The 11,723-nt window shown below is 64.3% G+C and carries 23 protein-coding genes; 1 reads left to right on the top strand and 22 read right to left on the bottom strand.

Annotation, left to right across the window (positions count from 1 at the left end; genetic code table 11):
- Positions 1-83: 83 nt before the first annotated feature.
- From FF100_RS04585 to FF100_RS04685, 22 genes are all read right to left on the bottom strand, one after another.
- Positions 84-323: a hypothetical protein gene (locus tag FF100_RS04585; RefSeq protein ID WP_139034400.1), complete on the bottom strand. Its 240-nt coding sequence runs from the start codon at positions 321-323 to the stop codon at positions 84-86.
- 256 nt (positions 324-579) lie between these two features.
- Positions 580-804 (bottom strand): hypothetical protein, encoded by a 225-nt coding sequence (locus FF100_RS04590; RefSeq protein WP_139034401.1) that lies wholly within the window; start codon positions 802-804, stop codon positions 580-582.
- Between the two features lie 14 nt (positions 805-818).
- Complete coding sequence (locus FF100_RS04595) at positions 819-1,019, bottom strand: translation initiation factor IF-1 (protein WP_139034402.1); 201 nt, start codon at positions 1,017-1,019, stop codon at positions 819-821.
- Entirely contained in the window at positions 1,016-1,276 is a 261-nt protein-coding gene (locus tag FF100_RS04600) for a hypothetical protein (RefSeq protein WP_139034403.1), read from the bottom strand. The genes FF100_RS04595 and FF100_RS04600 overlap by 4 nt, the downstream gene beginning before the upstream one ends.
- The gene (locus FF100_RS04605) at positions 1,263-1,496 is read right to left on the bottom strand and encodes a hypothetical protein (RefSeq protein WP_139034404.1); all 234 of its coding nucleotides are present in this window, start codon (positions 1,494-1,496) and stop codon (positions 1,263-1,265) included. The genes FF100_RS04600 and FF100_RS04605 overlap by 14 nt, the downstream gene beginning before the upstream one ends.
- Entirely contained in the window at positions 1,486-1,755 is a 270-nt protein-coding gene (locus FF100_RS04610) for a hypothetical protein (protein WP_139034405.1), read from the bottom strand. The genes FF100_RS04605 and FF100_RS04610 overlap by 11 nt, the downstream gene beginning before the upstream one ends.
- 2 nt (positions 1,756-1,757) lie before the next feature.
- The gene (locus tag FF100_RS04615) at positions 1,758-2,150 is read right to left on the bottom strand and encodes a hypothetical protein (RefSeq protein ID WP_139034406.1); all 393 of its coding nucleotides are present in this window, start codon (positions 2,148-2,150) and stop codon (positions 1,758-1,760) included.
- Positions 2,143-2,568, bottom strand: a complete 426-nt coding sequence (locus FF100_RS04620) for a hypothetical protein (protein WP_139034407.1) — start codon at positions 2,566-2,568, stop codon at positions 2,143-2,145. Before FF100_RS04620 ends, FF100_RS04615 begins: the two co-directional genes overlap by 8 nt.
- Positions 2,555-3,142 (bottom strand): hypothetical protein, encoded by a 588-nt coding sequence (locus FF100_RS04625; protein ID WP_139034408.1) that lies wholly within the window; start codon positions 3,140-3,142, stop codon positions 2,555-2,557. The genes FF100_RS04620 and FF100_RS04625 overlap by 14 nt, the downstream gene beginning before the upstream one ends.
- Positions 3,143-3,341: 199 nt before the next feature.
- Complete coding sequence (locus FF100_RS04630) at positions 3,342-3,719, bottom strand: hypothetical protein (RefSeq protein WP_139034409.1); 378 nt, start codon at positions 3,717-3,719, stop codon at positions 3,342-3,344.
- Positions 3,716-5,257: a DUF3850 domain-containing protein gene (locus FF100_RS04635; RefSeq protein ID WP_139034410.1), complete on the bottom strand. Its 1,542-nt coding sequence runs from the start codon at positions 5,255-5,257 to the stop codon at positions 3,716-3,718. Before FF100_RS04635 ends, FF100_RS04630 begins: the two co-directional genes overlap by 4 nt.
- 2 nt (positions 5,258-5,259) lie before the next feature.
- Positions 5,260-5,511, bottom strand: a complete 252-nt coding sequence (locus tag FF100_RS04640; protein WP_139034411.1) for a hypothetical protein — start codon at positions 5,509-5,511, stop codon at positions 5,260-5,262.
- 45 nt (positions 5,512-5,556) lie between these two features.
- Positions 5,557-6,321 carry a hypothetical protein gene (locus FF100_RS04645; protein ID WP_139034412.1) on the bottom strand — a complete coding sequence of 255 codons (765 nt, stop codon included), beginning with the start codon at positions 6,319-6,321 and terminating at the stop codon, positions 5,557-5,559.
- Positions 6,314-6,529, bottom strand: a complete 216-nt coding sequence (locus FF100_RS38585; protein ID WP_425463279.1) for an NrdR family transcriptional regulator — start codon at positions 6,527-6,529, stop codon at positions 6,314-6,316. Before FF100_RS38585 ends, FF100_RS04645 begins: the two co-directional genes overlap by 8 nt.
- On the bottom strand, positions 6,529-6,906 hold the full coding sequence (locus FF100_RS04650; protein ID WP_139034413.1) for an HNH endonuclease: 378 nt from the start codon (positions 6,904-6,906) through the stop codon (positions 6,529-6,531). Before FF100_RS04650 ends, FF100_RS38585 begins: the two co-directional genes overlap by 1 nt.
- Positions 6,907-7,147: 241 nt before the next feature.
- Complete coding sequence (locus FF100_RS04655) at positions 7,148-7,714, bottom strand: hypothetical protein (protein ID WP_139034414.1); 567 nt, start codon at positions 7,712-7,714, stop codon at positions 7,148-7,150.
- 289 nt (positions 7,715-8,003) lie between these two features.
- Positions 8,004-8,630 carry a trna delta -isopentenylpyrophosphate transferase gene (locus FF100_RS04660; RefSeq protein ID WP_139034415.1) on the bottom strand — a complete coding sequence of 209 codons (627 nt, stop codon included), beginning with the start codon at positions 8,628-8,630 and terminating at the stop codon, positions 8,004-8,006.
- Positions 8,627-8,815: a hypothetical protein gene (locus FF100_RS04665; RefSeq protein ID WP_139034416.1), complete on the bottom strand. Its 189-nt coding sequence runs from the start codon at positions 8,813-8,815 to the stop codon at positions 8,627-8,629. Before FF100_RS04665 ends, FF100_RS04660 begins: the two co-directional genes overlap by 4 nt.
- Positions 8,812-9,018: a hypothetical protein gene (locus FF100_RS04670; RefSeq protein WP_139034417.1), complete on the bottom strand. Its 207-nt coding sequence runs from the start codon at positions 9,016-9,018 to the stop codon at positions 8,812-8,814. Before FF100_RS04670 ends, FF100_RS04665 begins: the two co-directional genes overlap by 4 nt.
- Before the next feature lie 4 nt (positions 9,019-9,022).
- Entirely contained in the window at positions 9,023-9,346 is a 324-nt protein-coding gene (locus FF100_RS04675; protein WP_139034418.1) for a hypothetical protein, read from the bottom strand.
- A 438-nt stretch (positions 9,347-9,784) separates the two neighbouring features.
- A complete protein-coding gene (locus FF100_RS04680) occupies positions 9,785-10,027 on the bottom strand; it encodes a hypothetical protein (RefSeq protein ID WP_139034419.1) in 243 nt (80 codons plus the stop codon).
- Between the two features lie 83 nt (positions 10,028-10,110).
- The gene (locus FF100_RS04685) at positions 10,111-10,812 is read right to left on the bottom strand and encodes a LexA family protein (protein ID WP_246101925.1); all 702 of its coding nucleotides are present in this window, start codon (positions 10,810-10,812) and stop codon (positions 10,111-10,113) included.
- Between the two features lie 548 nt (positions 10,813-11,360).
- On the opposite strand from FF100_RS04685, the gene FF100_RS04690 reads away from it, so the two are divergent.
- Entirely contained in the window at positions 11,361-11,615 is a 255-nt protein-coding gene (locus FF100_RS04690; protein ID WP_139034420.1) for a hypothetical protein, read from the top strand.
- Positions 11,616-11,723: the final 108 nt, after the last annotated feature.

The raw sequence follows: 11,723 nt of genomic DNA on the forward strand, positions 1-11,723 counted from the left end.
TCGCTCACGTCGAGCTTCTTGGCCGCTGCGGGCACCTTCAGCGATAGGGGCGTGTTCTCGGTGATGGGCACGCTACTCACGCTTTATCTCCTTTCGGCTTGAGTGTTGCCAGTTGGCAACTGTGAGGTGGGGAGGGCTTTGCGAGGGTCGTTCCGCTCGACGTAGGCAACGACCGCGGCTGCCTCGGTCCTGCTGACGCGCTTGCCGTGCGCCACGGCCTTGACGATCTCGAACGTGAGCGCCGAGACTTCGCAGAGGAGGCGGTCGTAATCGCGGGCTGCGCGTGCGCGGTCCAAAAGGTTCTCAGCTTCTGCGATCGTCATCCTCTACCCCTCCCCTTGTGTGGTGACCGGTGCGGGGCGGCGCTCGAACCCTCCACACCAATCGTCAAACGCGACCCACGGCCACTCGCCACGGGACACCGTCATCGGCTGTGACGGCAGGCCCGTTTCGAAGCCTCGCGTGGTCAGAGCGCCCGGCACCGTGAAGACCGGCGGCATTCGCCGGCAGCGGCCCCACGGACGGTCTTCTTGGTGGGCGCGCTCGGCGCCCCACCAGCGGCAAACTTCGCACCAGTCATCACCCGACATCGCCACCTCCCCGCCGATGCTCGGCCGGCACACCGCAGAGATGTTTCCACTTCACCAGCTCGTCGCCCTCGGGGTTGTCGAAGAAGCGCACGTAGGCGTCGCCGTCCGGGAAGACGCTCACCAGGGTTCCGTGGCGGGTTCCGAACTGGCACTGCACCTCATCTGGAGGGCGCACCGTGACACCGTTGCCATCCACAAATCCGGGCTCAATCACGCTCGCCTCCCTCGCTAGCCCCGCACAGATGATCGGCCTCGGGCCTTGCTCGGGATCCTGCCCTGACTGGCATCAACGCCCAGGCTGAACGCAGCGCTGTTGAGCACGGCCTGCGCGTGAGGGTCGTTCATGCTGCGGGCGCGATCGGCGAGCCAGGTCACGTCGGCGCGGAGGCCGTCGCGGTAGCCGCGGCCGTAGTCGGGGAGGCTGCTCATGGCTTGCCCGCCTCGGCTGCTCGCAGGTAGGCCCCGTCGAGTTCCATCTTCCAGAACACCGCCTCGTCTATCGCGCTTTGGTCGATCCGGCCGCCGAACAGCACGTAGAGGGCAGCGGCGTTCGCTTCTGCTTCAGCGAGACGCTTCTTCACGTAGGCGACCTCGCGCGGCGTGTTGCCCGCGGCCATCGCCTTTCGCAGGCGCCCGATGCGGATCATGAGATCGTCGGTCAGCGGAACGGTTCTAACCTTGTGCATTCTGTTCACCTCCCTCGTTGACTGGGATGCCGGAGGCGCGGGCGCGGGAGAGGAGAACCCGGTTCGCGGCCGTGATCGCTTCAACGAATGCCGGCCCAGGGCCGAGCTTGCCGTTGTGCCGGGGGCGCCAGGCGTCCCAAGCCGCAGCGATCATCTCCGGGTCGGGTTGCTCAAGGCCGCAGACGAGGACGCGCAGCCCTGCCTTGGTGCTATTCGGCATGGGCGATCTCCCGTCCCTTGTTGATTGCCGCCCAGCAGGCGCACTCGCGCGAAAAACCGCCGTCGTCACGATGAACGCACTGGAAAACCAATCCGCCTAGATCGCGCTCAAGCATGAGATCGTCGAAGTCGTCGTCTGAAAGCCCCTGCGGATTGCTGCGGCGGAAAGCGCACACGTCGCACGCTTTCCGCCAGGGCTTGCCATCCGGGTGCGCCGGCTTGGTGTCGTCGTGGAAGCGGTCGTTGCTGAGATAAAGCATCGTCACCGCTCCCCTTCCGGATGGCTCGGGGTGGGGTACTCAGCGCGGCTGACATCGATCGACGGCCAGCGCTTCGCGTAAAGCGACAGATGCACCTTGGCACCCTCGACCATCTGGGCGGCGCTGATGGTGAGGCTGGGCGCGAAGATGATGCTGTTCGACCCGCCGCGGCTGTCGACGCTGTAGTCCCAGAACGCGAGGGCGGAGTAGCCCTGGGCGCCGAGCCGGGTCAGGGCCGCCACCCTCTCCCCGACGGAAGACGGGAAGCAGAGGCTGCCGTCGAAGCGGGAAAGCGGATGCCTGTAGGTCCGCTCTTGCCGGCCGTTCCCATGCCACAGGAAGTGCCCGGCTTGCCCGTGGCAGCCGAAGTACAGCCAAGGGCGCTCACTACCCATGATCGGCCTCCCGTGCGAGAAGGGCGGACAGGAGGGCGGCGATCAGGGCGAGGCATTCACGATGCGGCCCGTCGCCAGGCTTCAGGTCGGCATGGAAGCCTTCGTGGAAGCGCTCCTCTGGCCATTCAGCCTTCAGCCGCTCGGCCGCCGGGCCGTTGTAGTCGGGGCCGATGCTGGCGTGGCCGGTCAGGGAGCACAGTCCGGAGGATGCCCACCAGTCGGGCAGGACACGGCGGATAAGGTCTCGCGCCTCGTCCACCCGCAACGTCGGGTGAAAGCCAAGGCCAAGCCACCGCTTGGGCCAATCGTGGATAGGGCCGCCGAGCAAGGCCAGCAAATCGGCCTCAAGCATGAGGTCGCCGCCCTCGGCCTCCTCCACCCTCGCCAGCAACGCGCGCAGCTCGTCAGCCCTCGACACGGGAGGTCTCCTGGGTAGGGGTGGATGAAAGGGCTCGATCAAGGGCGCGCAGTTGACCGAGATAGACTGGCACCGTCACGTTGTCGGACGTGCCAGGGGAGCCGCTACGCATGCAGTCCCAGTTGGAGGCTATACGTGCAAGGGGAGCCGCAGCCTTGCTCAGGGTGCTGATAGCCTCCTTCGCCCTGCGCTCGCTTTCCGCGAGGGCGGTGGAGAGAGATTGTATCTGATCTTGAAGGGACTTTAGGTCAGGCGCCTCGACTGCGTCGACCGCGCTGTCGTCCTTCGGATCAAGCCCCTTCGGGTCTTGCCGGCTGACGCCGCTTCCATCGGCTGGCGCGGGCTCTTCGTCGTCCGGACCATCAACCCCGAAACAATGTCCGCCGCAGCATTGCCCGACATCATACAGCGACCGGTTCGGGCAGGGATGCCCGTCATCGGGGGCAAACAGCATCGGCGTCCAGGCCGTCACCGGCCATTCGATTGGCAGCCCAGGCGCATCTTTGCCCGTGAGCGTGTACCAGCGCCCGTCTTTTCGGTAGCCGATACCGCCAGAGATGATGACGATCTCCATCGGGATCACATCATCCGGGTGGTACCAGGCGACCGTGTCCGATCCTCTCAGGCGGCGCTCGCTGAAGCTGCGCGAGGGATCGAAACCCTCCGGGCGGGAACCCGCAGGGGTCCCGGGCGAAGCCTGAGAGCCCGTCCCGGAGGGCGCGCCCTTCTCATCTCCCCCACACACAGGGGCACTGGTACGGTCAGAGGACATCTCAGAGCCCTCCCTGCCGCGGAGCACGAACCAGCGTGACGCCCTGGCGCTGAAGCTGACCGGCGACGAACCGAGCCGTTTCCGTGTCACAGCCGGCAGCCCAGAGCATCACTTCCTCGTCGCTGGCTGGTCGGCCGTCGGCTGCTTCAGGGAACGAGCGCTCAGGTTCGATGCGCTCTTCCAGCACAACGGTTGGCTGGTACATGTCGAGGTCGCGCGCCCAGTCCGCACGGGTCATGCGCTTCTCGGCCTGAAAAGCCTTCTCGTCGGCGAACCGCACGGGGACGCCGATGGCCTTCATGGCGATCTCAATCTCGCCGAGGACTGCAGACTTGCCGCAGCCTACCGGCCCGGCCACGATCACGCGCACGTTGGTCATCGATCGTTCTCCTCTCTGGCGAGGGCGATGCGGCGGCGATAGTCTTGCCAAGCGCGCAGGATCATCAGTCCAACCGCCCCGATGGAAAGCTGTGCGACTCCCACCCAAAATATGAGCGAATTATCTAGTGAGGCGAGGATCAGGACTGCGCCGGCTATGCCTGCGATGAATAGAAAATCATCCAGATCACGCATCCTGGCCCCCGCTCTTCTCCTGGGAGGGAGAGAGAGAGAGAGAGGACGCCATGCCTCGGGCTGCATGCTTGGGCAGTGGTCGACGTTACTGGACCAGCACGCGCCTTCAGACCAGCACGGCGGGTGCTCTCCCTCGCGCGTCGCCTGCCACTGATCGCAGACGTGCTCATTCTCGGTCATGCCAGCTTCCGGCACGAGCTTGGCACGGAAGGTCATAAAGCCAGTCCTGACCTCGACCTCGGTGTCCATCGGCGCCGTCTCTAACGACTGCCAACCGCCGGGCGCCTGGCCTTCGGCCACCGGGCTCGCGGCCTCCGGCCTCGGCAGCATCGTGGCGAGCCCTTGCTTCTCCGACGTGGCGTTGAACTTGGCGACGACAGCCGCATCGAGATCGATGCCGGCGGTGATGGCGCACAGGTCGGCGCAGATCACGACATCGGCGAGTTCCTGCGCCAGGTCATCCAAGGTTGCCCGGGAGCCGCGCCAGCCTTGGCGTTCGCGCTCCAGCTTCTTAATGACGTTCTGCGCCTCGCCGCACTCACCGCCGAGTTCGTTGCCGCGGAAAGACAGGTCCGGCACCTGATCGGGGCACCATTCGGCCTGCCGGGCGATGTTGGCGGCGTGCAGAGCGCGTAGGGTCAGCCCGTGCCCGTCAGGGCGGCGCCCCTCAGTCCGGCTCCCCTCCTCCTGACGGGAGGGAGTGTGGAGATCCCGAATGTGCTTGAAGATGGCTGCCGACGCCTGCCGCATCTTGCCAGCGTTAAGCATGACCGAAGCTGCATCGGCAGTAGCGGCATGGGGCGTGAGGTAGAACAGGGCTTCGGCCGCTTCCCTCGCCACCTGGATCTCTGTCTGGGTTGGTGGGGATAGCGCCTCGCCTACGGCGATCGGGGCCAGCGACAGGATGCAGTAGCCGTCCTGAAGCCCGAACTCGCCCGGCTTGAGGATGTTGGTGATGCGGCGATCAAGCGCCGGTGCCGGCAGATAGCCGCGGGCGGGATCATAGCAGCGCAGACGCACAGTCTGACCGACATGGTAGCCGCCGCGATCATCCTTCCGGAACTCGAACGTCTTCTCGCCACGAGCCACCGGCCAGAACACGTCTGGGTGCGACTTGAACTCGTGGTCGATCTTTTCCCCCTCTATCAAGGAAGGGGGAGCATCCTGGGCCATACCTGCGGTATCGGTAGGCAACTCCTTCACAGCTTGGTAGGCCGCATAAAAGCTGTCGGTCCGCGCTATGCCAAGCGCGCCGCTATGATCCGGCGAGAAGTTGCAGGCAGCGGCGTGCCGGAGCTTCTGAATTGCCTCAAGGGCTGCTTGGCGGGAAATGAGATCGATCATGCTCAGGCCTCCCGGGTCGGGAGGGAGGAAGGCTCTTCAACCGGCAGGCGCACGATGGCCTCAACCGATTTCAAGTCGAGGCTGTATATGTCCAGCCAAGTCTGATGCGGCGCGCCCTGCTGGTTCATGCGCACGCCGTTCAGCGATCCGTCAGTGCCCGCCCGAGCACCATATTCCGTGACGCCGTCGATGATGACGCTGTTGCCGGACTTGAAGAAAATCTTCATGCGAAACACAGTGCCTTGTTCGATCACGGCTCTATTCTCCTGGCGTAGCGGGGTCAGGCGGAGGGGATAAGCTCAAGAGAAGCAGGCGCCCACTTCGGCTTGTCCGCCTCGATTTGCGCGAAGTTCGTCGGGTGCTGCCGGCGGAGATCCGGCGTTCGAGGACCGGCGATCCAGCCAGCCGCCAGGGCAGAGCCAACTCGTCGGCGAAAGCTGAAGGTGCTTGAAATCGGCACGGGTGACCGGCCGCTCGCCAGCCAGGATCAGGAGCTTGATCGCCTTGACCTTCCACGCCGTGAGGCTAACCGGTGCTGGGACTCCTGCGGCCACATCCGGCACATAGTCCGGCAGTGCGCAGCGCTTCTGCGGCAACCATTCGTGCCAGAGCTGCATGTCGTGCCGCCAATAGCTCTCAACCGGAAGGGCGGGGCTAAACTCAGGGCCACGAGCCCATTTATCGTAATAGCCTTCGCCTGGGCCGCCGTGGTGCTCAATCACGGTGATGCCGAGGGCATCGCAGATCGCCCGGACATCGCTGTTGCACTTCCCCGCCGGCACCAGGACGGCGCGGTAGTCGGGTCCCTCGTGATCTCCGTACCAAGACATGCGCGGCGGCAGGACCTGGGCGACGACACGGGGGTTGAGCGCCAGCTTCGCCTCGATACCGACCTGGACACCGTCCGACGCCCTGACCAGCAGGATGTCGAACCCGGCGGTCTCTGGGTAGGCGACCCACTGAGGCTCGTCCCGGCGATGCTTCGTTGCCGCGGCGACGAAGGAAGAGCAGAGGTCGGCTTCCGAGATCGCCCCACCCTGCCTCTTTGAGAAGTGATCACCCACGCCTCACCTCCCCTGAGAGAGGGAGAGCGGAAGACGAAAGAAGCTCATAGACAGCTGTCAGAGCGTCATAGTCGCCCTCTGGCACCTCGTAGGTGTTCCAGGTGTATCCGCAGTCGGTACAGCGACGACGCCTCTTGACCGTCTCTGCGGTTGATCGGCTATCGATGACCCGCACCTCGGGCCACTGGCAGTGACGGCAGATCATCATCAGACGCCCTTTCTCACGTAGCCAGAAGCGCGGCGCTGCGGCGGGGCCTTGTCGAACCCTCGGCTTTGCAGCTTCTTCGCACCGTTCTTCGGGATGCCGAGGTTCTGAGCCTTGGCCCGGCGAGCGTGACCGGCAGCGGCGTGGTCGGCTGCGTCCTTCTCAGCCTTGCAGCCGTAGTGCGCGGGGCCGCAGTTCTCGTCGATGTCAGGGCCGCCGAGTTCAAGCGCGATGCGGTGCTCGATGAACCAGCGGTCACGCGTGCCGTCGATCGGTAGCCCGCAGGTGATGCAACGACCTCCTGCGGCCTCCCAGATGCGCAACACACGGCCGCGGCTCATGGATCGGCGCTTGGTAGTGCCCACGTCTACGAAGGCCATCAGCGACGCCCCCTGAGGTGCGCAGCCACCATCCTCGCAGGGATGATCGCGTAATTGACTGGACGCCCCTCGTAATCGCGCTCCCATCGCCCGCCGTAGATCCGCCCGTCGGGATGCTCGGCGGCCTGTAAGACCCGATACCGCTCGGCAGCCGTCTCTATGACGGACTCAAGGGATCCGGTGCTGATAGGGGTGAGGGCCGAGATGGCGCGGCCCTGGCAGAGGCAGAGGCTCCACTGCATCACGCGGCATCCCTCTGCCACATCTCGAACTCAGCGGTTAGAGAGCCCCAGCGATCATTAGCGTAAGCATCGCCGCTGATCTCGCGTCTGCTCTCAACTCCGCAAAAGATGCGGACGACTTCGGCGGCGACCTCAACATCAGTCAGCGGCTTGCCGCGCTGTCCACAATTGTAGCCTGCGGTGTCCCATAGGCTTGGGCGAGAATGCTTTAGCCAATGCTGAAACGTCAGGCTGCCACACGTCATCGCGACCTTGCCGGCAAGAGACACAGGCTTGCGCTCAGAAGCGGGAGAGGCCGATGCCGGCCGGCTGCCCTCGCTGACGCGAAGGCGATCGGCCTCTCCCTGGGCTGAGTGGTTTGAACGCTGCTCAGCCGTCTCTTGCTGCCGGCGATCGTGCGCCGTAGCAGCCTCTTTTGTGATCCTTGCGAGTGCGATGGACGTTCCAGGGCTGCCGAGAAGACTGAAGGCATCAGCCGCAGCGCTAGGCTCGACATCGAGGACAATACGCATCGTGCCGTCCACGAGTGTGCTCATCTTGACGTATGAAGCGAGGACGGCGCTCATTCGACATCCTTTCGGCGCTTGAACACGGCCACGGGCCTGTGATGGCAAGTTGAGCGTCCGCTATTCGCATGTCCGACCTTCACCCATTCATTGCGAGTGAAGACGGCGCCGCAGACGCGCGGGTCAATATGCGATGGCGGAGGCGCTACCGCGCGAACGTCATCTATCGTGAGCGATCGGCCATCTTTGCCGAGTTCGGCAGCTACCCTGCGAGCGTGGGCTAGCCAATCGCCTCGATGCTCTTCGAAAAGCGGCAAGACAGCCTGCTCGAAAAGGGATGGCTGCCGGGTCATTCGGCGGCCTCAGTCTTCGGGCTCACCGCGTTGACGCGGTCCATCAGCCGGCTTTTAATGGCCGCGATCTCGTCAGGGCGGATGTCGAAGTCCCGGCACGCCTGCTTGCGCTCCTCCGAGTTCCACCAGCGGATCAAGCTGCCAGCTTCATGAGCCTTTTCAATCCGGCTGTAGCACTCGGCGATAAACCGGCTGGCGGCCTCGTCTTCGTCCGGTGCGCCAGCGGCGGCGCGGCCTGGCTTGAACTCATCGGCCTCGTTCTCAGAATAGACGATGCCGTGCAGGCCGATGAGCTTAAGGACGACGCGGTCAACCGCCCTCTTCTCCGCCATCGCCCAGACGTAGGCCGCCTGCTTGCCAGAAACGCGATAGTTCACGTTGACCATCGCCTCACCGATCGACCAGACCGTCATGTCGCCAAGGCGTCCGGTGACGAGGATCACGGCCTCATCACGTTCAGCGCGAAGGATCTGCGGAGGGTCAAACCGGATGCCGGCCTTGGCGGCGATGCGTTCGATGGCGCGGTGATAGATGACCGTGGCGCTCTGCACCTTCCAAGTCGCAGACCGCACGTCCTCATCGTACTTCGCAAGGATGTCCCGAATGGTGGTGTCGGCGCTCATGGGGCGCGATCTCCGGTCTGAGACTTGCCTGTGTCGTCGATGATCTGCTGGAGCGATTGGGCGAAAGCTGAGCGATCAGCAGGGCTCAGTGTCTCGCCGTATGCTGAGCGGGCTTCTTGAGCAGCGGTGACGAGTTCACGGCCGTTCTGCTCGTAGTCGGGGGCGTTGCCGTCGTCGCCGATCACAGCGCGCCCCCGAGCAGCCAGCGGGTGACAGCGGCGAAGATGATCGCGAGTGCGACACATCCGAAGAGCGCCCTCCTCTCATAGGCGCGCCGCGCAGATTTGGGAGGCGCGTTCACCCCGTCGATGAGTGCGGAGATGGACGCCAGCAAAAACAGGGTGGCCATGCCGTAGCCCGGGACTGCAATGAGCAGGGTGCCAATCACGCCCCTACTCCGCGGCCTGCCGCACCGAAGCCGGTGCGAGCGATTGCAGGATGTCGAGGCCGACAGGCTCGCCGAGGCCGAAAGGGTCATGGATCCTGAGGATCGCACTGAGCTTCACGTCTTCTTCGCGGAGCCGGCGGCGAAGCTCGCGGATGCTGTCGGCCTGAGACGGGGCGAGGTAGGCCGTCCGCTCGGCAGCATGAGCGAGGCGGGTCCGACCGTGCATCAGGGCAGTGATGCCGCGGCTGCAATCGCCGACAGCCTCGCCGAAGGGATCGGAAGCCGGGAGAGCGTCCAGGCTGGAAGCGACAGAGAGCAGCGCGTGCATGGTCACGCCTCGACGTTCGAATTGCGGGATTGACGGGCTTCGGCAGACCAGCGCCGGATGTCGGCAAGCGGATCGGCCAGGATGGCAGCGCAGTGACGCTCAGCGGAGGCCACCACAGCCTCGCAGGCGGCGTTAATGGCTGGGCTGGCGACAGGCAGCAGCACTAAGGCTGCTTGGGCGCCAGTGGACCGCGTGGCGCGATCGAAGGCCGAGCTAGGGGCGCGGCGCTTGGACGGGTCGGGGATGCGGGGCGCCCAGCGCATCACTGGCCCCGGATCGCAAGGAAGACCTGGATCGCCAGCGGCACAGCGACTGGCGAAAGGGCGAGGCAGAGTGCGATGAGGAAGCCGCACTCACGACCGCGCTGATGTTCAGCGTCGTTCTGAGCCTGCTCGTCAGGGGTGAGGGGCCAGTGAGCGGGGCGGGAGATGGGGCGCATCACAGCCACGCCTGCACAAAGACGGTGCCGGCCGCGGCGACGATGAAGAGGCATGTCGCGCTGAAGTAGGTCTTCGCCTTCGCTACTTGGCGAGCGCGGACCTGATCCGGCGCCATGCCGAGCATTCGGCGATAATCAGCCGGGCTCAGGCGGGGGATGGAGACCTGTTCGCAGTTATGGCGCACGCCCTGATGGCGGCCGGCGAACTGGTCGAGATGGTGGGGGTGAAGGACGTTCGGCATCGGGGCCATCCGTGCTGGGATGGCCCTATAATCGCGATTTCCGCGATTAGGTCAAGCGGTCAATCGCGATTTTGTCGATCGGCCTAAAAGCGCGTACCGGAGCGCATGAAGTCCAACACGAACCCGATCACTTTCACGCTATCGGCTTCGCCATCTTCGACGATGAGAGGATCCTGGAAACGCTGGTCGTCGCTATCTGGCCACAGCTCCCACGAGCCATCCGAACCCTTGCGGACCTGCTTAACGGTCGTTTCCTTGAGCCCGCCCTTCACACGCTCGGCAACGACCCAGTCCCCCGCTCTGAATGAGCGAGGAGCTTCGCCTATATCGAGCATTATGACGTGGTCGCCATCTCTGGCTTGACGGTTTATACTCTCGCCGCGCACTACTAGTGCACGCACCGCCTCCGGACTCCACCGTGGGTCAGCAAGGTATGGGATGGTGTACTCTGCGAAATCCACGTAGTGCATATCGACGAACGCCCCAGCCGCGACTTCGCCCAAGACTTTAACGTAGGACACTTTTCGCTCAGACGGGGCGGTTGTCAACGGCGGCTGCTCGCCGAAAAAAGCACTTATGCGGCTCAGGTCCTCGGCTTTGATCGTTCGCTTGCCGGAGAGCATACGGCTCATTGTGTCGGCGCTCACGCCGATCGCCGCCGCTAGCTCCTTCTGCTGGATGCCCCGAGCCTCGATCTGCCCGACGACCCACTTTCGCAGCATAAGCCGCTCTCCGTTTTTCTGAACGCGTCGTCGGGTTGTCGGCGGCTTGATCGCGGTTGTCATTCGCCTAATTCCCAACGCATCTGGAGAGGACGATAGACAAAAACGCGATTGAGGTTGACACCAATCGCGATTTCCGCGAGTGTGCGCCTCATGAAGCGCCGTGACCACTCCATCGTTCTGAGGCGGGAGCCCGCCGCGTCCGTCATCCAAAAGTTGGGTGGGATTGACGCGGTAGCGGATCACCTTGGTCTCCATCGTAGTCGTGTCTGGGCTTGGATGCGGCCGTTCAGTCGCACACAGCGGTCCGGCACGAACGGCACCATTCCGCAAAAGCATCACGTGAGGTTGCTAGATTTTGCGCGACTGAAGGATGTGCCGATGACTGCTGGCGATTTTCTTCCGCGCGAGCATGTAGAATGCCGCCGTCCTTTGCGCGACCAGCAGACAGGGGCGGCGGCATGAGCGCTCGCGCCCCTTTCATATGGGCCACATGGCTCGGCGTGCTTGCCGTCTCGATCGTCTACGCGGTTGAGGCAGAGCGCCCACTGACGCGCCAGCCCAATCCCCTCAACGGTCCCATCCACATCCTCACGCAGGAGCGCTGAGCCATGGCTGACGTGATCTCCGAATTGTCCGAGGACGGACACGTCAGGGCGATGATGCGCCTGGATCGCCAGCCTGACGGCTCGCTGATGGTCGAGATTAATGACGGCGGCCCGAACACCGCTCAGATGCGGTTGACGCCGGAGAAGGCTGCGCTTCTCGCCGAGATCGGGTTCAGATTTGCGACCGAGTGGTCGCCGGCCCTCGCTCCCGATCGCGTCAACGGCCGCATCGCTGCTGCCATGCAGAGCGGCTTCTGAGCGATGTCGGAACGCTCCCTTTCCATGGCGCGCATCCGCGCTGACTTCGCGGCTCTCGGCACTATCGTCGCAGTTGCAAGAAAGCACGGGGTTTGCGTCGAAACGATC

It is taken from the genome of Methylobacterium terricola (genome assembly GCF_006151805.1).
Classification (GTDB): domain Bacteria; phylum Pseudomonadota; class Alphaproteobacteria; order Rhizobiales; family Beijerinckiaceae; genus Methylobacterium; species Methylobacterium terricola.